This is a genomic window from Streptomyces sp. NPDC104096 (genome assembly GCF_055584385.1).
The window spans coordinates 44,128-66,014 of record NZ_JBVJMD010000042.1; the positions used below are offsets into that span (position 1 = coordinate 44,128).

General features: G+C 73.2%; 14 protein-coding genes. 3 read left to right on the forward strand and 11 right to left on the reverse strand.

All coding sequences use genetic code 11. The features are described 5' to 3' along the window. Nucleotides 1-11 precede the first annotated feature (11 nt). The 3 genes from ACZ60B_RS31495 to ACZ60B_RS31505 form a co-directional block, all read right to left on the reverse strand. Nucleotides 12-464: a DUF6325 family protein gene (locus tag ACZ60B_RS31495; RefSeq protein ID WP_469392952.1), complete on the reverse strand. Its 453-nt coding sequence runs from the start codon at nucleotides 462-464 to the stop codon at nucleotides 12-14. 102 nt (nucleotides 465-566) lie between these two features. After that, a complete protein-coding gene (locus ACZ60B_RS31500) occupies nucleotides 567-1,517 on the reverse strand; it encodes a DUF389 domain-containing protein (protein ID WP_469392954.1) in 951 nt (316 codons plus the stop codon). Between the two features lie 147 nt (nucleotides 1,518-1,664). Beyond that, entirely contained in the window at nucleotides 1,665-2,309 is a 645-nt protein-coding gene (locus ACZ60B_RS31505; RefSeq protein WP_469392956.1) for a GAP family protein, read from the reverse strand. A 314-nt stretch (nucleotides 2,310-2,623) separates the two neighbouring features. Here ACZ60B_RS31505 and ACZ60B_RS31510 point away from each other — a divergent pair, with 314 nt between their 5' ends. Next, nucleotides 2,624-4,042, forward strand: coding sequence for a DUF2252 domain-containing protein (locus ACZ60B_RS31510; RefSeq protein ID WP_469392958.1), 1,419 nt, complete (start codon nucleotides 2,624-2,626; stop codon nucleotides 4,040-4,042). Between the two features lie 13 nt (nucleotides 4,043-4,055). Next, nucleotides 4,056-5,885 carry a glycoside hydrolase family 15 protein gene (locus ACZ60B_RS31515; protein WP_469392960.1) on the forward strand — a complete coding sequence of 610 codons (1,830 nt, stop codon included), beginning with the start codon at nucleotides 4,056-4,058 and terminating at the stop codon, nucleotides 5,883-5,885. 85 nt (nucleotides 5,886-5,970) lie between these two features. On the opposite strand, the gene lysA is transcribed toward ACZ60B_RS31515, so the two are convergent. Beyond that, complete coding sequence (gene lysA, locus ACZ60B_RS31520) at nucleotides 5,971-7,317, reverse strand: diaminopimelate decarboxylase (RefSeq protein ID WP_469392962.1); 1,347 nt, start codon at nucleotides 7,315-7,317, stop codon at nucleotides 5,971-5,973. A 14-nt stretch (nucleotides 7,318-7,331) separates the two neighbouring features. Continuing rightward, nucleotides 7,332-7,697 (reverse strand): SAV_915 family protein, encoded by a 366-nt coding sequence (locus ACZ60B_RS31525; protein WP_469392964.1) that lies wholly within the window; start codon nucleotides 7,695-7,697, stop codon nucleotides 7,332-7,334. A 321-nt stretch (nucleotides 7,698-8,018) separates the two neighbouring features. Here ACZ60B_RS31525 and ACZ60B_RS31530 point away from each other — a divergent pair, with 321 nt between their 5' ends. Continuing rightward, entirely contained in the window at nucleotides 8,019-8,585 is a 567-nt protein-coding gene (locus ACZ60B_RS31530) for a universal stress protein (protein ID WP_469392966.1), read from the forward strand. 229 nt (nucleotides 8,586-8,814) lie between these two features. Here the strand turns inward: ACZ60B_RS31530 and ACZ60B_RS31535 are convergent, their stop codons facing one another. The 6 genes from ACZ60B_RS31535 to ACZ60B_RS31560 form a co-directional block, all read right to left on the reverse strand. Then, the gene (locus tag ACZ60B_RS31535) at nucleotides 8,815-10,056 is read right to left on the reverse strand and encodes an MFS transporter (protein WP_469392968.1); all 1,242 of its coding nucleotides are present in this window, start codon (nucleotides 10,054-10,056) and stop codon (nucleotides 8,815-8,817) included. 261 nt (nucleotides 10,057-10,317) lie between these two features. Beyond that, nucleotides 10,318-11,094: a respiratory nitrate reductase subunit gamma gene (gene narI, locus ACZ60B_RS31540; protein ID WP_469392970.1), complete on the reverse strand. Its 777-nt coding sequence runs from the start codon at nucleotides 11,092-11,094 to the stop codon at nucleotides 10,318-10,320. Then, nucleotides 11,091-11,888 (reverse strand): nitrate reductase molybdenum cofactor assembly chaperone, encoded by a 798-nt coding sequence (gene narJ, locus ACZ60B_RS31545; protein ID WP_469392972.1) that lies wholly within the window; start codon nucleotides 11,886-11,888, stop codon nucleotides 11,091-11,093. The genes narI and narJ overlap by 4 nt, the downstream gene beginning before the upstream one ends. Continuing rightward, nucleotides 11,885-13,435 (reverse strand): nitrate reductase subunit beta, encoded by a 1,551-nt coding sequence (gene narH, locus ACZ60B_RS31550; RefSeq protein WP_469392974.1) that lies wholly within the window; start codon nucleotides 13,433-13,435, stop codon nucleotides 11,885-11,887. Before narH ends, narJ begins: the two co-directional genes overlap by 4 nt. A gap of 1 nt (nucleotide 13,436) precedes the next feature. Then, on the reverse strand, nucleotides 13,437-17,135 hold the full coding sequence (locus ACZ60B_RS31555; RefSeq protein WP_469392976.1) for a nitrate reductase subunit alpha: 3,699 nt from the start codon (nucleotides 17,133-17,135) through the stop codon (nucleotides 13,437-13,439). A gap of 161 nt (nucleotides 17,136-17,296) precedes the next feature. Further along, a complete protein-coding gene (locus ACZ60B_RS31560; RefSeq protein ID WP_469392978.1) occupies nucleotides 17,297-21,802 on the reverse strand; it encodes a CHAT domain-containing protein in 4,506 nt (1,501 codons plus the stop codon). Nucleotides 21,803-21,887 lie beyond the last annotated feature (85 nt).

Consider the following 21,887-nt stretch of genomic DNA (forward strand, 5'->3'; position numbering starts at 1 on the left):
GGTCGATACGGCTAGGCCGTCGGGGTCTGCCGGGTCTCGGCCGCGACGGCCTCGTCCGTCAGGTCGAGCGCCTCCAGGACGGCCGGCACCGGGATGCGTCCGGAGGCGACGAGCTGCGCGCCGCCGCGGCGCAGGGCGGTGACGAAGGGCGCGGCCCACAGGTTCTCGTAGACGATGATCCCGGCGGAGTTGCCCGGTTCCAGCGCGGCGCCCGCCTCCTGCACGTCGTCGTGGCCCAGCAGTCCGGAGGACGCTCCCTGGAAGACGGCCAGGTCCAGCGCCCCGTCGCCGGTGAAGTCGGTGATCTCCATACCGACCACGGTTCCGTCCTGTTCTCTTCCGATGAACATCAGATCGAGAATTCGGATGATGCCGCGCTCCACCAGGTCGACCAGCAGCGGAAAACCCTCACCGGTCATGTGGTTTCCGGGAAACTCCACGACCGCGTAATCGATCGGTCCCATCTCGACAAACTCATCGCCCACGATGTCACCTCTGGCTGGTCACGGCGTTGTCCCTGAATCGGAGTCCATTGCATCACCGGTCGGATGCGGCCGCATTTCGGTTCAGGCCGACCGGGTTCGGCCGCGTGCGCCGACCCGCCGCCAGATCGCGCGCTGGCACTTGAGGGTTCCGGTCCCGACCACGATCAGCACCACGATGTTGAGCAGCAGTTGGAGCAGCGATCCGCGGGCCTCGGTCCATGCGGCGAACGCGCACGAGACGCCGATGTCGGCCGCCGCCGGGATGGTGGTCACCGAGATGAAGACGCCGAGCAGTGCTCGCGTGCGGGCCTCGGCCAGCGAGACGATTCCGGCGACCCCGGCCAGCACCGCGACCACGACCGAGAAGAAGTTCGGCGTGTGGATGAGGTTCGCGACGGGCCTCAGCCCCAGGGCGAACGCCCGTGGTTGCAGCTCGAAGCCGCGGACGACGAGCGCGAAGAGAAAGGTCGCGGCGATCACGAGCAGGAAGCCCTCGAACAGGGCCCCCAGCCCGCGCCGGACCCCCCGCCGCGAACGTTGGTCGATCGCGAGGGCGACGCTGGTGATGGCCCCGTACTCGGGGCTGACCACCATGGCCCCGACGATCAGGATCTGGGAGTTGGTGAAGATGCCCACCGCGCCGATGATCCCCGCGATCAGCAGGAAGAGGTAGAAGCTCGGGGGGTATCTCCCCTCGGCCCGGATGTGAGCCTCCACCTGTTCCCACACCGGCGCGCTCAGCCGGGCGCCGAACACCTCGGCACCCGCCTTCGCCGCGTGGTCGGAGAACACGGTGTCGACCGGGTCGAGGACGATCGAGCCGCGCCGCCCGAGTCCGAGGTCGCGCAGGCCGCGCAACACGTCGTTCGCGGCACCGGTCAGGACGTCGCACTCGATGGCGTCGCCGTCGGGGTTGCGTACGCTGCCCGGCTGGAGCACCAGGTTCACCACGCACGGCTCGGCCCGCAGCAGGGCCATGGCGTGTTCCGTGAGGTCCTGAGGGCTCACCGCCCGGACGTGGATCATGTCCATCCGGACCTCCGTGTGACACAGCGAGATGCGCCGGATCACGGCCCGGGCCGGGCGCCCCACCATTAACGCGGCGCGGCCCGGACGCGGCAACTCGGCGCGGCGAGCCCGTGTGCACGGCGTACGGCACCTGCCGGCCTCGGCCCCGGTTCAGGAGGTCAGTCCGTAGATGCTGCGGCCCACCAGCCACAGCCCCGCCAGCAGCGAGACCGCGACGATCGTCTGCTCCTTGTGGCCCTCCAGCCATGCGCGCAGCTTCCCGAGCCGCTCGGCGGCCGCTTCGGGGGCGAAGGTCGCGTAGACCTCCATGGTCAGCAGGCTGGAGCTGGCCAGCAGGCAGTAGCCGAACAGCGCCGCGTACGCGGCCGCGTGGGAGAGGTCGGCCGCCACCACCGTGGCGGCACCGGCGGCCACACATCCCCACGGCTGGAGGAGCAGGGCAAGGCCGGCGGCACTCCACGGATTGATCCGGTCGACCCGCGACATGCCTCCGGACGGCTTCTGCCGGGTGCCCAGCCTGCGGCGGGCGTGCTCCGCGTACCACACGAGCCCCAGGCCGATGGCGAGTTTGGCGGCCAGCGCGGCCTCGGACGGCGGGGACCTCGGGGGCGGCGGCTGACCGCCCGTCATGGCCAGCACCACGGCGATGATCCCGACGAAGCAGGTCAGCCAGGCGAGCACGAACGCCAACCCGTTCCAGATCCCGCCCGGGGCCGACAGCACCAGCACGAACCCGGTGACCGGCAGCGGGTTCAGAGCGATCACCAGACCGAGGATCAGCAGGTCAAGAACCATCGCCGCCCCCTAGGACCGGTCCGGCGCATCATGCCGGGCCGACCCTGGTCGCCGCACGCGGCACCCGGCCGTGGAACCGCACATGCACTCATCGTCGCCGTCCCCTCCCCCACCCACAACTCCTCGCCCGGCCTCCGACGGCCGTCCCGCCCGGCCCGACTCGCCGGGCGCGGGGCCCGGGGCTACCGTGGTGTCCGGCTGAGACGTCCGCTTCTCCCGGCGGGTCCTGACACGCTCCGAGGACGTCGACGCGAGGCATCCTCCGGGGCATCGGCGCGGTCGATCCCCCGCCGACCACACTCGGAGCGAGTGCCATGACCACCCCTCACCCGACCGATGCGAGCACCCGGCACCGCACTCCGCAGGAGCGCGCCGCGCTGGGCAAGGCCGCCCGGTCGTCCGTGCCCCGTTCCAGCCACGTCGAGTTCGCGCCCACCGTGAAGCGGCCGGATCCGGTGGCCGTCCTCGAGGCGCAGTCGGCGACCCGGGTGCCCGAACTCGTCCCGCTCCGCTACGGCCGGATGGCCGAGTCGCCGTTCCGCTTCTTCCGGGGGGCGGCCGCCGTCATGGCCGGGGACCTGGCCGACACGCCCCGGTCGGGGTTCAGGACGCAGCTGTGCGGCGACGCGCACCTGCTGAACTTCGGGCTGCTGGCATCGCCCGAGCGCCGGCTGGTGTTCGACATCAACGACTTCGACGAGACGCTGCCCGGCCCCTGGGAGTGGGACGTCAAGCGGCTGTCGGCGAGTTTCGTCGTCGCGGGCCGGGCGAACGGCTTCAGCGACCAGGAGCGGGCCGGCGTCGTGCGGTCGACGGTCCGCTCCTACCGGGAGTGGATGCGGCGCTATGCCGGGATGGGCGATCTGCCCGTCTGGTACGCCCGGTTCGACGAGGAGTGGGTGCGGGACCGCTTCGTGTCGGAGGGGAGCGCGCGGACCCGGGCCCGCTGGGAGGAGTCGGTGGCGAAGGCGCGTACCCGGGACAGCCGCCAGGCCTTCGCCAAGCTCACCCGCGTCGTCGGCGGCAGGCCCCGGATCGCCGCGGACCCGCCGCTGATCACCCCGCTCCAGGACCTGCTCCCCGATGTCGAACGCGGTGCGCTGGAGGAGCAGCTGCGCCGGTTGATCGAGCACTACGGCCACAGTCTCCAGCCGGACCGGCGGTTCCTGCTGGAGCAGTACCGGTTCGGCGACGTGGCCCGCAAGGTGGTCGGCGTCGGCAGCGTGGGCACCCGGTGCTGGATCGTGCTGCTGCTCGGCCGGGACGACGACGATCCGCTCGTCCTCCAGGCCAAGGAGGCGGCCCCATCGGTGCTGGAGCCGTTCGCCGGGGCCGGCGACCACCCCACGCAGGGCGAGCGGGTGGTCTCCGGCCAGCGGCTGATGCAGGCCACCAGCGACATCTTCCTGGGCTGGGGACGCGCCGACGGCATCGACGGCCGCCGGCGCGACTTCTACGTACGGCAGTTGCGGGACTGGAAGGGCGCCGCGCAGCCGGAGTCGATGGTGCCGGCCGGGATGCGGGCCTTCGGCGAGCTGTGCGGGGCCACGCTGGCCCGCGCGCACGCCAGGTCGGGCGACCGGATCGCGATCGCCTCCTATCTGGGCGGGGGCGACGTCTTCGACCATGCGCTGGTGCTCTTCGCCGAGCGCTACGCCGACCAGAACGAGAGGGACCACCGGGCGCTCCTGGACGCCGTCCGCAGCGGACGGGTGACGGCCGGGACGGCGTGACGAGGAGACCGGCATGGACCGCTATCCGCCCATCGCCGAGCACGGTCTCGTCGGTGATCTCCAGACCACGGCCCTGGTGTCGTCCCAGGGGGTGATCGACTGGTTCGCGGCGCCGCGCTTCGACTCCCCGAGCGTCTTCGCCGCCCTGCTCGACCACGAGCGCGGCGGTCACTTCCGGCTGGCGCCCGATCACCCCGAGGGATCCTGGAAGCAGCTCTACTACCCGGACAGCGCGGTGGTGGTGACCCGGTTCATGTCGCCCGACGGCGTGGGCGAGACGATCGACTACATGCCGGTGCTGCCGGGCCCGACGGCGACCGACCGGCACACCCTGGTGCGGGTCGTGCGCGCGGTGCGCGGCACCGTGCACTTCGGTCTCGAGTGCCGGCCTCGGTTCGACTACGGGCGGGCGGCGCACGAACTCGAACTGACGCCCCACACGGCGACGTTCCGTGCCCCGGGGACCACGGCCCACCTCCAGACCGGTGTCCCCCTCGAACGGGACGGGCAGGACGTCCGGGGCGGCATCACCCTGCACGCCGGGCAGACGGCGGTCGCGGTGTTCACCGTCTGCGCGCCGGGCGGACAGCCGCCACCGCCCCCCAGCACCGAGCGGATCACCGCCGAGCTCTGGGACAACGTCGACTTCTGGCAGCGGTGGGTGCGCACCTCGCGGTACCGCGGCCGCTGGACGGACATGGTGCACCGCTCGGCGATCACGCTGAAACTCCTCACGTACGCCCCCACGGGCGCGCCGGTCGCCGCGGCCACCACGGGACTGCCGGAGCAGATCGGCGGCGAGCGCAACTGGGACTACCGGTACACCTGGGTGCGGGACGGCTCGCTGTCGGTGCGGGCCCTGCTCGACCTCGGCTTCGTCGACGAGGCGGCGCGCTTCACCCACTGGCTCGGCGAGCGCCTGGAACGCGGCGACGGTCCTGGCGACGAACCCCTCCAGATCGTGTACCGGGTGGACGGCAACCCGCACCTGCCCGAGGAGGCCCTGGAGCACTTCGAGGGCTACCGCGGGTCCTGCCCGGTGCGGATCGGCAACGCCGCGACCGAACAGCTCCAGCTCGACATATACGGCGAGGCCCTCTACGCCCTGGCCGAGGGCCGTGCGGTCGGCGAGCAGGCGGGCTATCACGGGTGGAAGAACCTGGCCAGGACCCTGGACTGGCTGGCGGACTCCTGGGACCGGCCCGACGAGGGCATCTGGGAGACCCGGGGCGGGCGCAAGGACTTCACCTACAGCCGGGTGATGTGCTGGGCCGCGTTCGACCGCGGGCTGAAGCTCGCGGCCGAGTTCAGCAGGCCGGCCGACCTCGCGCGCTGGACGCGGACCCGGGACGCGATCCTGGAACAGGTCATGGAGCGCGGCTGGAGCGAACGACAGCGCGCCTTCGTCCAGCACTACGACGGCGACGTCCTCGACGCCTCCCTGCTGCTGGCCCCCCGGGTCGGCTTCCTGGCCCCCCGCAGCCCGGGCTGGCTGAGCACCCTCGACGCCATGGACCGCGTCCTGGTCTCCGACAGCCTCGTCTACCGTTACGACCCCGCGGCCTCCCCGGACGGACTGCGCGGCGCCGAGGGGACGTTCAGCCTGTGCACGTTCCTGTACGTCGACGCCCTCGCCCGCGCCGGACGCCTCCCGCAGGCCCGCTACACCTTCGAGAAGATGCTGACGTACGCCAACCATGTCGGCCTGTTCGCCGAGGAGATCGGACCCAGCGGCGAGCAACTCGGCAACTTTCCACAGGCGTTCACCCACCTCTCCCTCATCATGGCGGCGAAGACCCTGGACGAGGCCTTGGACGCGCGCGTCGACGGGCCTCGGCCCTGACGGCCGCGGACAGCGCGGGTGGGCCCGGGGCGGTTCGGTCGGCGGGGGATGAAGGACCGGCCCGCCCGGGAGTTCAGCAGGCCGGTCACAGGCCCACGTCACGGCGGCGGACGTCCTCCAGGGACTCGCGGCGGACCAGCAGGCGGGCCTGTCCGTCGCGCACGGCGACGACGGGCGGGCGGCCGACCAGGTTGTAGCCGGAGGCCATGGACAGGTGGTAGGCGCCGGCCACGGGGACGGCGATCAGGTCACCGGGGCGTACGTCGGCGGGCAGGGCCGCGTCGGCGGCGAGGACGTCGCCCGCTTCGCAGTGCCGGCCCACCACGGTCACCAGGGCCGGGGCGGCGGTGCCGGGCCGGCCGATCAGGCGCGGGGCGTAGCGGACGCCGTACAGGGCGGGGCGCGGGTTGTCGCTCATGCCGCCGTCGACGGCGACGAACACGTGCTCGCCGGTGCGTTTGACGGACAGGACGCGGTAGACGGCGATGCCCGCCGGTCCGGCGATGGCCCGTCCGGGTTCGATGATCAGGCGGGGGACGGGCAGTCCGGCCGTCGCGCAGGCTTCGGTGAGTTCGGCGCGTACCTTACGGGCCAGCATGGTGAGGTCCAGAGCCTGCTCACCGGGGCGGTAGGCGATGCCGTGGCCGCCGCCGAGGTCGAGTTCGGGCAGGACCAGGCCGTGCTGCTCGTGCAGTCGGCTCATCAGGCCGACCATGCGGCGCACGGCGCCCAGGTACGGCTTGACCCCGGTGATCTGCGAGCCCAGGTGGCAGTGCAGGCCGGTGAGTTCGAGCTGGGGCTGGTCGAGTATGCGCGCGATGGCGTGCGCCGCGTACCCGTCGGCGATGGACAGGCCGAACTTCTGGTCGTCGGTGCCGGTGCGGATCTTCTCGTGGCCGCCCGCGCTGATGCCGGGCACCACCCGGACCATCACCTTCTGGTGGCCGTGCGGGCCGACGGCGGCGGCCAGCCGGGCGATCTCAAAGGGGCTGTCGATGACGATGCGGCCGACACCGAGGCGCAGGGCGGCCTCCAGGTCGCGCGGGGACTTGGCGTTGCCGTGCAGCACGATCCGCTCGGGCGGGAACCCCGCGATGACGGCGAGTTCGAGCTCGCCGGCGGAGCAGACGTCGAGGCCGAGGCCTTCCTCGTCCATCCAGTGGGCCATCGCGCGGCACAGGAACGCCTTGGCCGCGTAGAGGACTTCGGCGTCGGGGAAGGCGTCGCGGTAGGTGCGGCAGCGGTCGCGGACCTCGGCCTCGTCCAGGACGTAGACGGGTGTGCCGAAGCGGTCGGCGAGCTCGGCGAGCGGTACACCGCCCACGGCGAGGTCGCCGTGCGGGTGTTCGCGGGTGGAGGCGGGCCACACCGACAGGCCGACCGCGGCGGTGACGGCGCCGGGCGTGGTGGTGGGTTCGTGAACCGTGCTCATGGTGGCTGCCCCTCTCAGGCGGTCCGCAGCGCGGACGTCTCGTGCGTGACCGGCCCGGCCGGTGGGACGGGGGGAACCGGTACGAGCCGTGCGGGCGCCGCGGCGGTGAACTGCGGGTCGACCGTGACGGCGGTGACGCCGAGCGGCGCGGTCAGCGCGCGCAGCGCGGACTCGGCGAGCCGGATCCACGCCTGGCCGGGGCCGAGGGTGGCGGTCAGCCGGCGCTCGGAGGTGAAGCCGACGGCCGTACGGTCGCCGAGCGGGGTGCGGAAGAGCCGGGCCGCGCACCCGGAGGGTCCCGGCCGGACCGGTACGTACAGGGGTCCGGCCGGGAACCGTTCGGCGGGCTCGGGGTCTTCGCCGTGGACGAGTGCTGTCATGGGGTGCCTCCCGAAGGGCGGGGAGAGTGGGACCGGACCTGTGGTTCCCCGGTCGTGGGAAGGCGGACCGGGGTTCGCTGCCGACGTTATGCCCGCGGCCCTCGGCCGGCGGACCGGCCCTGACGGGACGCTGACGAGGACCCGGGTGTCTTTGACGGGACGCTGACAGTGCCGGCGGGAGGGCGCCGGAACACCGTCAAAGGGGCGCCAAGAACCGGTGCACGAACTGTCGAGAGCCCTCGGGGGGAGGTGAGATGGAGACGGTTCCGCAAGTGATCGCCGACCAGGAGCCCCGGTCGGCTCGTGCAGAAGGTGAGAGCGATGTCCGAGTCCCCCGGGCCTTCGTCCGCTCGTGTCGTCGTGGGAGTGAGCGGCTCGCCGGGGTGCCTCGCTGTCCTGGGCCGGGCTGCCGACGAGGCCCGGCTCCGAGGTGCGGAGCTCTGGCCGGTGCTCGCCTGGGAGCCGCCGGAGGGTGATCTCACCGCCCACCGGATCCCGGCGACGGCCGCCCTGGTCCCGGAGTGGGAGCGGCTTGCGAGCGAACGGCTCGTGGGAGCGCTGCGTGGCGTGTTCGGCAGCGCCGGCACCGGGCTGCCCGGGCAGGCGCTCGTCGTACGGAGCGCTCCCGGGCCGGCGCTGGTGCGGATCGCCGACCAGGACGGCGACATCCTCGTCGTCGGCGCCGGTGGGCGGGGCCGGCTGCGCCGCGCGCTGTGGCCGTCGGTCGGACGCTACTGCCTCGCCCACGCCGTCTGCCCCGTTCTCGCGGTCCCGCCTTCCCCGCTGCGGGCGGCGCTGACGGCCGTTCACCGCCGGAACGCCCTGCGGCGACGCCTGGACACCGGTCATCTGGAGCGGGAGTTCGAGACCGTGCCGCCCGACGCCTGAGGCCGTCAGGAGGTGACCGCGGTCGGCCGGCCCCGCTGTTGCGACCGGACGCGTTCCGGCAGCGCCTCCAGTGCGGTTCCGCCGCGCAGGACGTTTCCCGCGAGGAGCGAGTGGACGATTTCGGCTGTGCCGGCGATGTCGCCGTCGCGCCGGGCGTCGCGTACGTGGCTGATGAGGGTGACGAGCTCGTCGTGTTCGTCGAAGGACTCCGGTGCTGCTCCGCGCCCGTTCAGCGGGTGGTGGGCGTGCGGCGGGTGAGGGCGTGGCGCACACCGGTCTCGGTGAAGGCCAGCGCCGCCGCCGCGACCACGCCCAGCAGGACCAGGCCGATCGCGTACGAGCCGTAGGTGCCGTACAGCGAGCCCATCAGCAGTGGCGGTACGAAGCCGCCCAGCCCGCCCGCGGCGCCGACGACGCCGGTGACCGAGCCGACCTTGTTCGCCGGGGCCAGCAGGGCCACCAGCGCGAACACCGCACCGCTGCCCGCGCCCAGCGCGGCGGCCATGGCCAGGAACGCGATCGTGCCCACGGGTGTCAGGGCCGGTGTGAAGGACTGCGCGAGCGCCCCGGCCAGCACGACACCCAGGGCACCGGCCAGCACGCGCACCGGGCCGACGCGGTCCGACAGCCAGCCGCCCACCGGCCGCATGGCGACCGCGAGCAGCACGAACCCGGCCATCCGGTCGGCCGCGTCGGCCTGGGGCAGTCCGTAGCCGGTCTTGAGGTAGGTGGGCAGGTAGACGGAGAAGGCGACGTAGCCGCCGAAGGCCACCGCGTACAGGGCGGATGCCTGCCAGGTGACGCCGAGGCGCAGCGTGGCGGTCAGGCGCCGGCCCAGCGGTTCGGTCGGCACGGTGCGTCCAGGGGCGTCGCGCAGGACCACCGCGGCCAGGACGGCGTACGCGGCCAGGACGCCCGCGGTGATCAGGAAGGGGTTCGCCATGCCGTGGGCGTCGACCAGCTTCACCGTGGTGAGGGCGCTGATCGCGGTGCCGCCCATGCCCATGCCGAAGACGCCGATCGCCAGACCCCGCCGCTCGGGCGGGAACCAGGCGCTCACGAAGGGCACCCCGACGGCGAAGGCGGTGCCGCCGATGCCGAGGAAGAGCCCGCCGACGAGCAGTCCGGTGAGCGAGGAGTGTCCGGCCGATCCCAGGTAGAGCACGGGCACGATGGTGGCCGCCGAGACGATCGGGAACATCACGCGTCCGCCGAACCGGTCGGTCAGCGCACCGACCGGTATGCGGCCCAGGGAGCCGACGACGACCGGCACGGCCACCAGCAGCGACTGCTGGAAGGAGGTCAGTTCCAGGCTGTCCTTGAAGCGGGGGCCGAGCGGGCTGAGCAGCGCCCAGGCCCAGAAGTTGACGGCGAACCCGAGGGTGGCCAGGGCCAGCATCCGCCAGGCCCGGCCGGGTGTCGGCGTGCCCGGGGCCGTCCTGCTGCTCTCCGTCGTCGAAGACTGGACCATGACGTCCGTTCCTTCCCTGTTGCTCACGGTGGTTCTGCGGCCGGGGTCCGGCGGTCCGCCGGCCTCTTGCTCGCGGATCTGCGGCTGCGGCCCTGCGGCCACTGTCCGCTCATGGACACCCGGGCGGCATGGGCCGTGGGTCCCGGCCGCCGGGCTGACGGTCCTCACGTCGGGCCCGGCCGGCCCTCCGCCCCGGATCCGTGCTCCGGAGCGCTCGCGGGACTCCTTCGCCGATGTCGGCGGGGCCGTGGCGCATGCGGCTCACCGGGAGCCGGAGGCCGACCGGGGGCGGCCGCCGGGCTGCGGGACCACTGCCGGTGCGGCCCGCCTTCGGTAGACCAGGTAGGGCCGGGCGAGGTAGCCGATCGGGGCGCTCCATACGTGCACCAGCCGGGTGAAGGGCCAGGCGGCGAAGAGCAGACAGGCGGTCAGGGCGTGCAGGCGGAACAGCAACGGTGCGCCCGCGATGGCCTCCGGCTGCGGCTGGAGGGTGAACAGGCCGCGGAACCAGACGGACACGGTCTCCCGGTAGTCGTAGCCGGGCCCGAACACGTTGTGGGCGGCGGTGGCGGTGATGCCCAGCAGGACGGTGGCGGACAGCAGCGGGAAGAGGAGCTTGTCGCTGCGGTCGGTGGTGAGCCGGATCCGGCGGGTCAGCAGTCGGCGGGCGCACAGCATGCCCAGCCCGGTGACCATGGCGACGCCCGCCACCGAACCGGCCCGGACGGCGGAGGTGTGGTAGGCGTGCTCGGAGATGCCGGCCGCCTCGGTCCACGAGGCGGGCACGGCCAGGCCCACGACATGCCCGGCGATCACCATGAAGGCGCCGAGGTGGAACAGCGGGCTGCCCCAGCGCAGCCAACGGTGCTCCAGCAGTTGGCTGGTGTGGGTGGTCCAGCCGAACTGGTCCTGCCGGTAGCGCCAGACATGCCCGAGCACGAACACGGCGAGGCAGATGTGGGGGAAGGCGACCCACACCAACAGGTCGGTGCCGTTCACCGGCGTGGCGGCCGGTCGGGCGAGTGCTGCGGCGTTCATCGGCTGCCTTCCCTGCGGGTGACGGTCGGGGTCGCGGGCGGCACACGGGTCGGCGGAGCGGTCGTCGGCGGCACGAACGTGCCCGGCGGGGCGAACTCCCCGTCGCCATAGGTCCCGTAGGGGTCGAGGCCGACCTCCTCGTCCGGCGGTCCCTCGGCGGCGAGCCGGGCCACCGCCGCGCGGTCCGCCTCGGTGGGCGGCGGCAGCAGGCTGAGCAGCGCGGCCAGGACGTGCCGGTACGGCGAGTCCGCGTCGGTCAGCGCCCGGTGGATCAGCTCGAGCCCGCGCCGGTGCTGGCGCAGCGGCGCCTCTCCGCCGCCCGGGCCCGCCAGGGCGGCGAACTCCAGCACGACCGGGAGATGGTCGGGCAGTTCGCCGCCGTCGATGTCCCAGCCGGCGGCCCGGTAGCGCTGGTTGAGGGTGAGCAGGGCCATGCCGCGGCGGCGGGTGTCGCCGTGCAGGTAGTAGGTGAGGTGGAGGCTGCTCCTGCGGCGCAGGTCGAACGTCTCGACGTAGTGCCGCTCCAGCGCCTCGGGGTCCAGCGCGGCGAACGAGTCGGTGAACCTGGCCAGGTGCCGCGCCACGGGTGTGGCCGGAAGCGCCTCCACCACGGTCGTCAACTCCCGCCGGGCCGAGCTCAGTTCGGCGTCGGGGTACTGCAGGAGCAGCGACACCAGCCGCAGGACCAGTGCTCGGCCCGCCGTCTCCTCGGCGGTGAGCCGGGCGGGACGGCGCACGGCTGCCCGGACGCGGGTGCCGACGAGGGCGGGGATTGTCGCAGGCAGCGGGGTCACGGACGTCCTCCGGCGGTGGTGTCGCGGCGCAGGGTGGGGATGTCGAGCATGACCTTGCTGGGCCCGGCGTCGTCGGAGGTCTCGACCGGGCAGCGGTTCTCCGTCGCGGTGAGCGCGGCGGCGTCCTCCCGGTGGGCGGCGGGGACGACGTACCGGTCTGCGTACTTGGCGACGGCGAGCAGCCGGTGCAGGTCCTTCGCCTCGCGGGCGGTGAGGCCGACGGCCTTCAGCACGGCCTCGTCACCCGACTCGCCGAGGGTGCGTTCGCGCATGTACGAGCGGAGTGCGGTGAGTTTCATCAGCACGCCGGCGACGACGTCGGCGTCCCCGGCGGTGAACAGTTCCGCCAGGTACTCCAGCGGGATGCGCAGCCGGGTGACGGCGGCGAAGACGTGGTCGGGGTCGTCCTGGTTCCCGCCCGCCGCGTCGACGGCGTCGAGCACGGGGGACAGCGGCGGGACGTACCAGACCATCGGCATCGTGCGGTACTCCGGGTGCAGCGGCAGCGCCACCTCGAAGCGCGCGACCAGGTCGTACACCGGGGAGCGGCGGGCCGCCTCCAGCCAGTCCTCCGGTATCCCCGAGCGTCGTGCGGCCGCGATCACCTCGGGGTCGCGCGGGTCGAGGAAGACGCCGCGCTGGGCGTCGAGGAGGTCCTTCTCGTCCGGTGTGGCGGCGGCCTCGCCGACGCGGTCGGCGTCGTACAGCAGCAGCCCGAGGTAGCGCAGCCGGCCGACGCAGGTCTCGGAGCAGACGGTGGGCTGCCCGGCCTCGATGCGGGGGAAGCAGAAGGTGCACTTCTCGGCCTTGCCGGTGGCGTGGTTGACGTACACCTTCTTGTACGGGCACGCGGTCACGCACATCCGCCAGCCCCGGCAGCGGTCCTGGTCGACGAGGACGATGCCGTCCTCGACCCGCTTGTACAGGGCGCCGGACGGACAGGCGGACACGCAGGCCGGGTTGAGGCAGTGCTCGCACAGCCGGGGCAGGTGGAAGAGGAAGGTCTGCTCGAACTCGAACTTCACCTTCCGGGCCCACTCACCGCTCAGGTCGGGGTCGGCGCCCGCGTGCTCGGGCGCGCCGCCGAGGCCGTCCTCCCAGTTGGCGCCCCAGGTGATCGCGGTCGGCCGGCCGGTGAGGACCGAACGGGGACGGGCGACCGGGATGTCCTGCCGGGCGGGGGCGTTGACGAGGTTGTCGTAGTCGTAGGTGACCGGCTCGTAGTAGTCCTCGATGGCGGGCAGGTCGGGGTTGGAGAAGATCGACAGCAGCCGCTTGACCCTGCCGCCGGAGCGCAGGACGAGCCGCCCGCGCCGGTCGAGCATCCAGCCGCCCTTCCAGTGCTCCTGGTCCTCGTAGCGGCGCGGATAGCCGACGCCGGGCTTGGTCTCGACGTTGTTGAACCAGGCGTACTCGACTCCGGTGCGGTTGGTCCACGTCTGCTTGCAGGTGACCGAGCAGGTGTGGCAGCCGATGCACTTGTCGAGGTTCATCACCATCGCGATCTGTGCCATGACGCGTCCGACGGTGGTTTCGCCACGGGGCATCTCAGTACTCCACGCTCTGCGAGCGGCGGCGGATGACGGTGACCTCGTCGCGCTGGTTGCCGGTCGGGCCGTAGTAGTTGAAGGCGTACGTGAACTGGGCGTAGCCGCCCGCGAGATGGGTGGGCTTGAGCAGCAGCCGGGTCAGCGAGTTGTGGATGCCGCCACGCTTGCCGCTGACCTCGGTCCTCGGCACGTTCACGTTCCGGTCCTGGGCGTGGTACATGTACACGGTGCCCTCGGGCATGCGGTGGGTGACCACGGCGCGGGCGGCGACGACGCCGTTGCGGTTGTACGCCTCGATCCACTCGTTGTCCCGCACGCCGATCTTCTCGGCGTCGGCGGTGGACATCCAGATCGTCGGTCCGCCGCGGGACAGATCGAGCATGTACTTGTTGTCCTGGTAGTTCGAGTGGATGGACCACTTCGAGTGCGGGGTCAGATAGCGGACGGTGACCTCCGCCCGGTCCCGGTCGTGCAACTGCTCGTCGCCGTAGTGCCGGGGCGTGTTCAACGGGGGTCGGTAGACGGGAAGTTGCTCGCCCAGTTCGGCCATCCAGTCGTGCTGGACGAAGAAGTGCTGCCGACCGGTGAGGGTGTGCCAGGGCTTCTTGTGCTCGGTGTTGATGACGAACGGCGAGTAGCGGCGCCCGCCGGTCTCCGAGCCCGACCACTCGTACGACGTGATCACCGAGCGCGGCTGGGTACGGGTGTCGGCGAACGTGATCCGCTCCGCCTCGCGCTCGGCGGAGAGTTCGACCAGACCCTCGCTGCCGGTCTGCCGCTCCAGCTCCCGGAAACCCTCGGTGGCCAGCCGGCCGTTGGTGGTGCCGGACAGCGCGAGGATCGCCTCGCACATGTCGGAGGCGGTGGCCAGGGAGGGCCGGCCGGCGGCCACCCCGTCCCTGACCGTCCCGCAGCGCCGCCGCAGTTCGTCCAGCTCCTGGTCCGGATGGACGGTGACGCCCTTGGTGGTGGTGCCCAGGGTGTCGAGCAGCGGACCGACGGCGCGCATCTTCTGCGCGACGGCGGCGTAGTCCCGTTCGACGACGACCAGTTTCGGCATGGTCCGGCCGGGAACCGGCTCGCACTCGCCGGCCTTCCAGTCCCGTACCGTCCCGCCCGGCTGGGCCAGTTCGTCCGGGGTGTCGTGCAGCAGCGGCACGGCGATCACGTCGGTGCGGGTGCCGAGGTGCCCGGCGGCCAGTTCGCTGAACCGGTCGGCCATGGTCAGGAAGGTGTCGTAGTCGGTGCGGGCCTGCCAGGGCGGGGCGATGGCCGGGGTGAAGGCGTGCACGAAGGGGTGCATGTCCGTGCTGGACAGGTCGTCCTTCTCGTACCAGGTCGCGGCCGGGAGCACGACGTCGGCGAGCAGACCGGTGGAGGTCATCCGGAAGTCCATGCAGACCAGCAGGTCGAGCTTGCCCTCGGGGGCCTCCTCGCGCCACACCACGTCCTTCGGGCGCCCCTCGGGCGGGGTCTGTTCGGAGCGGACGGCCGCGTCGGCGCCCAGCAGATGGCGCAGGAAGTACTCGTTGCCCTTGCCGGAGGAGCCCAGCAGGTTGGCCCGCCACACGGTGAGCACGCGCGGGAAGCTGGCCGGGGCGTCGGGGTCCTCGACGGCGAACCGCAGCCTGCCGGACTTCAGTTCGTCGACGATGTGCTCGGCCACCGGCTTGCCCCGGTCCCGCGCCTCGTCCGTCAGGTCGAGCGGGTTGCGGTCGAACCCGGGGTGGCCGGGCGTCCAGCCCAGCCGTACGGCCTGCGCGAGCGTGTCCGCGAACGCCTTGCCCCTGAAGCGACCTTCGCCCAGCGGGGAGGCCAACTCGTCCGGCCCGAAGGCCTCGTAGCGCCACTGGTCGGAGTTCAGGTACCAGTACGAGGTGCCCGCCATGTGCCGGGTGGGCCGCTGCCAGTCGAACGCGAAGGACAGGTGCTGCTGACCGGTGACCGGGCGGACCTTCTCCTGGCCGACGTAGTGCGCCCAGCCGCCGCCGTTGACACCCTGGCATCCGGTCATCGTGGTCAGTGCCAGGAAGGCCCGGTAGATCGTGTCGGAGTGGAACCAGTGGTTGGTGCCGGCCCCGAGCGCGATCATGGAACGGCCTTCGGTGCGCTCCGCGTTGCGGGCGAACTCCCGGCCGATGCGCGCCGCCTGCTCCGCCGGGACCGAGGTGATCGTCTCCTGCCAGGCCGGGGTGTACGGCTCGCTCGCGTCGTCGTACGAGGTGGGCCAACTGCCCGGCAGTCCGGGGCGTGCGACGCCGTACTGGGCCAGCATCAGGTCGAAGACCGTGGTGACGAGGCGGCCGCCGATCCGGCGCACCGGCACCCCGCGCACCAGGACCGAACCGCCCTCCGTGGCGCCCTCGTCGAAGCGGGGCAGGGCGACCTCGGCCGTCTCCTCGGCGCTTTCGAGCAGGGTCAGTTCGGGTACGACGTCGCCCAGGTCGAGGTTCCAGCGGCCGCGCCCGGCTTCCCCCCACCGGAAGCCGAGCGAGCCGTTGGGAACCACGGGTTCGCCCGTGGCCCGGTCCAGGAGAACCGTCTTGGACCCGGCGTTCTCCGTGTCGTGCCCGAGATCCGCGGCGGTCAGGAACCCGTCGGGGACGAGTCCGCGGTCGTGCTCGCGCAGGGCCACCAGGAACGGGGCATCGGTGAACTTGCGCAAGTAGTCCTGGAAGTAGGGGACTTCACGGTCGACGAGGAACTCGCGCAGGATCACGTGTCCCATCGCCATCGCCAGCGCCCCGTCCGTGCCGGGGTGCGGGGCGAGCCATTCGTCGGCGTGCTTGACGTTGTCGGCGTAGTCGGGGCTGACCGCGACGACCTTGGTGCCGTTGTAGCGGGTCTCGGTCAGGAAGTGCGCGTCGGGAGTACGGGTCACGGGGATGTTCGAGCCCCACATGATCAGATAGCCCGCGTTCCACCAGTCCGCGGCCTCCGGCACGTCGGTCTGGTCGCCGAAGACCTGCGGGGAGGCGATCGGCAGGTCGGCGTACCAGTCGTAGAACGACAGCAGCGTGCCGCCGATCAGCGAGTGGAACCGCGCCCCGGCCGCGAACGACGCCATCGACATCGCCGGGATGGGCGAGAAGCCGGCGACGCGGTCGGGGCCGTACGTCTTGACGGTGTGCACCTGGGCGGCGGCGATCAGCTCGGTCGCCTCGTCCCAGTCGGCGCGCACCAGGCCGCCCTTGCCGCGTGCCCGCTTGTACGCCCGCGCCTTCGCCGGGTCGGAGGTGATCTCCGCCCAGGCCGCGACCGGGTCGCCGAGCCGCCCGCGGGCCTCGCGCCACAGCTTCAGCAACTCGCCCCGTACGTACGGGTAGCGGACCCGGCTGGGTGAGTAGGTATACCAGGAGAACGACGCGCCGCGCGGGCAGCCGCGCGGCTCGTACTCGGGGCAGTCCGCGCCGATCGACGGGTAGTCGGTGGCCTGGTGCTCCCAGGTGATGATCCCGTCCTTGACGTACACCATCCACGAGCAGGAGCCGGTGCAGTTCACGCCGTGCGTGGAGCGCACCACCTTGTCGTGCGCCCAGCGGTCCCGGTAGAAGGTCTCCCACTTCGGGTCGTTCTCGCCGAAGACGGCTCGGCCGTCGGCCGACACCTCACGTCGGGTCAGCAGTCTGCGGGCTGCCAGCGGCCAGCCTTCCCCGGCGGGTGCCGCCTGGCGCCGTGCGTTCCGATCGTTCCCCATGGTCAGGAACGCTAGAAGCCGCGGGCCGTGGTGCACCTGGGCCGGCAGTCCCTGCCACATGGCCTTCCGGCCCCGTCCGGCCGGTCCCGACAGGGACCATCGGCCCCCCTACCGGGGTCCGGTCGGCAGGGCGGCGGCGCAGGGCGGCCCGACGCTCCCGCTCAGTCGCCCGAGTGCACGTGCACCGCCCACACCGAGGGGTTGTCGGGCCAGGTGTCGCGCCAGCGTCGTACGGTTTCGTGCAGAGCCGTCGGCACCACCGCCGTGGTACCGGTCCGGGCGACGGCCTCGTACACCGTCCGGGCGAGGTGGACCGCACGGCGGTCGGTGACCGGCCAGAGGGTGGCCACCACTTGGCGGAAGCCCGCGATCTGGAAGGCCGAGCCGAGGTGGATCGCCTCGTCGGCGAGCGCCGGGCCGGTGCGGGCCGTCTCGCAGGCGGACAGGAAGGCCAGTTCGGCCCCGGGAAGCCGCAGTGCGATCACGTCGGTGACGGTGAGCGGCCGGTGCTGGTGGTCGTGCACCAGCAGGCGGCCGGCGGACGGTGTCGCGGGTTCCGCCACGGCGTGGCAGGCGAAGTGCGCGAAGGCGTGGCCCGGCAGTTTCGACAGGATGTCCGTCCGGAGGGCGTCCGCGCCGCACAGTTCGGTCAGCCCGCCCTTGAACACCTCGCCCAGCAGCCGCAGTTCGTCGGCCGAACCGGGCAGGTCGCGATGGCCTGGCGTCCGCGACATGCAGACGGCCAGAGCCGGTCCGTTCGGGGTGCCGGCCGCTCCGCGGCGCGCGTGGGTCAGGGCCCGGAGGGTGGGTGTGTACGAGGACGTGACCAGGTCGATGACGGAGAGCCGGGGGCCGGGACCGGGCCGGGTGGCCGCGTGCAGCGGGAGCATGCCGAGCGGGCCGGTCGCCGACCACCACAGGCGCGGCGGCGGGGTGCCGGGCGCGGGCGGACGGTCGAGGCCGAGCGCGCGCAGCACCGGGTGGGCGACGGCGTCCCACAGCCAGCCGAGCACCTCTGTGATCGCCGCCTCGGCCTCCCGGCGGCGCTCGGCCGTCACCCGGGACCGGACGGTCTCCAGGGCGGAGTAGAAGGCGCGCACCCGCTGTTCGCACCGGAAGGCGTCGAGGTCGGGCAGCGGTACGGCCTCCACGGCGGCGGGCCGCACGAGCAGGGCGTGGGAGTCGTACCGGCTGACGTTGACCAGGACGACCGGCCCGTCCTGCGCCGCGGCGCGCAGTTCGGCGGGCTCGGGAGGGCGGAGGAATCCGGCGTCCCGCGGGTCCCGGCGGATCTCGTCGAGAAGCCGTTCCAGCTCCAGCCGCGCGGCCTGCCGCCGTTCGGCCGCGCGCCCGGTGCCGAGGGCCGGTACCGGCGAGGCGTGGGTACCGGCCGCAAGCCCGGTCGGTTCTGCGGAGACCTCCGTCATGAGGGCGGTCAGGCGCGCGGCCCGCTCCGGATGGCGCCGGGCCAGGTCGGAGACGTCGGTGCGCGCGTCCAGCGCCTGGGCCAGCAGGATGCCGCGCCCCTGCTCCAGCAGGACCGCCGCCCGCTCCGGATCGCCGAGCCGGATGGCGCAGGCCGCCGCGTCCGAGGCGATCCCCGTGAACTGGGTGAGCCGGTGCTCCTGGTCGGGGCGGCTCAGATCGGGCGGGGCGACGCCGCCCAGCAGGGTGATGGCGTGCTCGAGCAGGTCGAGACCCGACGCCAGGTCCTGCCAGGACGCCGCGACCCGTCCCCCGGCCGCGGCGGCGTGGACCCGCAGGACCGGGGAGGCGTTCCCGGACCGGGCGGCCGTACGGAACGCCTCGACGGTCCTGGCCAGTGCGCCGGGCACGCTCATGTCGATGTGCAGGGTCTCCAGCGCCTCGCCGAGCTGGTAGTGCATGGCGGCGTGGTCGGGCGAGCCGGCCTCGGTCAGGTCGACGGCCCGCTGGGCGGCGGTCACGGCCTCCGCGAGCGCCGCCGGGTCGTGGAAGCGTTCGTGTCGGCAGCGCAGCACGAGGCTCAGGCGGGTGAGCCGTGCCGCCCGCGCGGGATGGCCGTCGGGGGTCGCGTCCACGGCTTCCCCGGCGGCGGCCAGGGCCCGTCGCAGACAGTCGTCCTCGCCGAGCCCGAAGAAGGCCGCGAGCAGCACCTCGGCCAGGGTGGAGAGCCGCCCCGGACGGGCCGGGTGGCCGTCGGGCGTACCGGAGACCGCCTCCTCGGTCACCGTCACCGCTTCGCGCAGGCTGGTCCGGCTGCCCGTCCGCTCGTAGCGGAACTTCAGGACGAGACCGAGCTTCTGCAGCACGGTGGGGCGCCACGGGTCGTCGGCGGCCATGGCGGACAGGGCCGCCTCGACCGCGCCGATCGCCTCGTCGAGACTGCCGACCGCGCCGGTGAGGTCGTAGCGCGCGAGCAGCACGTCGACCAGGTTGGCCAGGCCGTGCCCCAGGTCGTAGTGACCGGGCGGGGTCGCCTCCACGGCCTGCCGGGTCAGCTCCACGGCCCGGTCCAGTTCGTCCCGCCGCCGGCCGAGGCCGTTGCGGGCCTGAAGGACGATGCCCAGCTGGGACAGGTACCGGGGCCGCGCCGGATGCCCTTCCGGAGCCGTGGCCACCGCTTCCTCGGACACCCTCAGGGCCTCGTCCAGCAGACCGGCGTCGCCCGTGTGCTCGTACCCCGCGACCAGGACCAGGGACAGGTTGGACAGGAAGCCCGGCCGGTCGGGATGGCCGGTCGGCACGCCCTCGACCGCCTGCCGGCTCACCGCGACGGCCTGCCGGAGTTCGTCGGCGGCCTCGGGGCGGTAGCCGTCGCGCAGGCCCGCGTGCAGGATCAGCCCCAGGTTGGAGAGCCATCCCGCGCGTTGTGCGGCGTCCTCGGTGTCCAGGCCGACGACCTCCCGCGCGCTGCGGACGGCGCGGCGCAGGCTCGCGGTGTCGCCGGTACGGTCGTACCGGGCCAGTTCGGCCAGACAGCGGTTGGTCAGCCGCGCGCCGAGCGCCGCGTGACCGGCCGGCGTCAGGGAGACGGCCTCCTCGACGGCCTCCAGCGCCTCGGTCAGCTCCGCCAGGGCGCCGGTGCTCTCGGCGAGGGCCAGCAGCGCGACGCCCAGCTGGTTCAGCCGGGTCGCCCGGGCCGGGTCTTCGGCGGGTGTGGCGCGCAGCACCGTCCGGTACGCCTCGACGGCTTCGCCGAGGCCGACGGCGAAACCCGCCATGCGCGCGCATGTCTCCAGGGCGGTGCCCAGAGCGGTGAGCGCCATGGCCCGTCCCGGGCGGTCCGGCGGGGCCGCCGCCACGGCGCGTCGCGCGTAGCGCAGCGCGTCGGCGAACACCCCGTCGTCGCCCGTGCGTTCGGCGAGGCCGAGGCAGGCGGTGGAGAGGTTGACGAGATGACCGACCTCCTTCGGGTGCCCGGCGGGAGTCAGCCCGACCGCCTCGCGGCACCGTTGCACGGCTTCTTCGAGCAGCGCGGCGTCGCCGGTCCTGCTGCCGAGTCCGTACAGCGCGAAGCCGAGGTCGGACATCGCCCACGCCCGCTCGGGCCGCTCGTCGTCGAGGAGACCGAGGGCGGCCCGGAACGCCGTGACCGTCTCGCGCAGCGCGGCGAGGGAGCCCGTCCGTTCGTGGTGCTCGTGCAGTACGACCCCGAGGGCGTTGCGGACGGTGAACAGGGCGGGGGAGTCGGCCGGGCAGACGTCGGCGGCGGAACGGGCCAGGGCGACGGCCTCGTCGAGGGCCTCCGGTTCGCCGGTGAGTCCGTACAACTGCTGGAGCGCTGCGGACAGTCCGCACCGGCGCCGGGCGAGCTCTGCCGCGTCCGGCGCGTCGGCCGCCAGGAGCCGGCGTGCCAGGGCGACGCCCTCCTCGGCGTCCGGCCTGCGGTGGAGGTGTTCCGCGCGGGCGCCGAGGACGGTGCCCAGGTTGGTCAGCGCCGCCGGCCGGTCCGGCTCCGGCGCCACTGCCAGGGCCTGTCTCGCGATGACGAGTGCCTCGTCGAGGAGGCCCGGGTCCTCCTCGACCCCGAAGCGTTCGAGGAGGACGAGCGCGAAGTTGGTGAGCAGGCCGCTGTGTTCGGCGCCGGCCGCGGCGACCGCCGTCCGGCAGCGGACGGTCGCCTCGGCCAGCCGGGCCGTGCCGCCGCCCTCGTACCGGTGCAGCCGCAGCAGCCGGCCCGCGAGGACCGTCACGACGTCGGGGGCCGTCGGGTCGCCGACCGGCAGGGCGAGCCGTGCGAGCCGCAGCAGGGTCAGGGCTGCCGGGTCCGTCAGCGGCAGCCGCTGTGCGTCCCACGCCCAGACCCGGGGCGTCCGCAGGAGCTCCATCTGCTCGGGATGCCGCTCGGCCAGTTCGCGCAGCAGCTCTCCGACGCCCGCGGGAACGGCGGCCGGGCCGACTCCGGCGAGGACCGTGGCGAGCGCGACGGTGAGGAGCGGGTCGCTCGAACCGGCGGGTTCGTCGAGCACCGCGCGGCGGGCGCACAGCCGGGCCGCGTCCCCGAGGGCCGTCACCGGCGCGGCGGCCCGGTCGACCGCGGCGACCAGGGTCTCGACGTCGACGAGCGCCGCGTCCGAGCGCAGTGCGACGGGATCGTCGACGGAGCGGCGGATCCTGGCCGCGAGGTCGTGGATCCCCGGCGGGAGGTCGTGGGGTCCTGCCGTCAGGTCGTCGTTCTCGGGCACGGGCCCCCCTGTTCCGGACCTCGGCCGACTCCGCGGGATGCGCGCCGGACATACCAGGCGGGCCGGACCGCAAGTGAACCAAATG

Excerpts from the sequence above, each read along its gene's own strand:
- ACZ60B_RS31500 (WP_469392954.1), bottom strand. The coding sequence starts at position 1,517 with ATGGACATGATCCACGTCCGGGCGGTGAGCCCTCAGGACCTCACGGAA.
- ACZ60B_RS31510 (WP_469392958.1), top strand. The coding sequence starts at position 2,624 with ATGACCACCCCTCACCCGACCGATGCGAGCACCCGGCACCGCACTCCG.
- ACZ60B_RS31535 (WP_469392968.1), bottom strand. The coding sequence starts at position 10,056 with ATGGTCCAGTCTTCGACGACGGAGAGCAGCAGGACGGCCCCGGGCACG.
- ACZ60B_RS31505 (WP_469392956.1), bottom strand. The coding sequence starts at position 2,309 with ATGGTTCTTGACCTGCTGATCCTCGGTCTGGTGATCGCTCTGAACCCG.
- ACZ60B_RS31555 (WP_469392976.1), bottom strand. The coding sequence starts at position 17,135 with ATGGGGAACGATCGGAACGCACGGCGCCAGGCGGCACCCGCCGGGGAA.
- ACZ60B_RS31525 (WP_469392964.1), bottom strand. The coding sequence starts at position 7,697 with ATGACAGCACTCGTCCACGGCGAAGACCCCGAGCCCGCCGAACGGTTC.
- ACZ60B_RS31495 (WP_469392952.1), bottom strand. The coding sequence starts at position 464 with ATGGGACCGATCGATTACGCGGTCGTGGAGTTTCCCGGAAACCACATG.
- ACZ60B_RS31515 (WP_469392960.1), top strand. The coding sequence starts at position 4,056 with ATGGACCGCTATCCGCCCATCGCCGAGCACGGTCTCGTCGGTGATCTC.
- lysA (WP_469392962.1), bottom strand. The coding sequence starts at position 7,317 with ATGAGCACGGTTCACGAACCCACCACCACGCCCGGCGCCGTCACCGCC.
- narI (WP_469392970.1), bottom strand. The coding sequence starts at position 11,094 with ATGAACGCCGCAGCACTCGCCCGACCGGCCGCCACGCCGGTGAACGGC.
- ACZ60B_RS31530 (WP_469392966.1), top strand. The coding sequence starts at position 8,019 with ATGTCCGAGTCCCCCGGGCCTTCGTCCGCTCGTGTCGTCGTGGGAGTG.
- narH (WP_469392974.1), bottom strand. The coding sequence starts at position 13,435 with ATGCCCCGTGGCGAAACCACCGTCGGACGCGTCATGGCACAGATCGCG.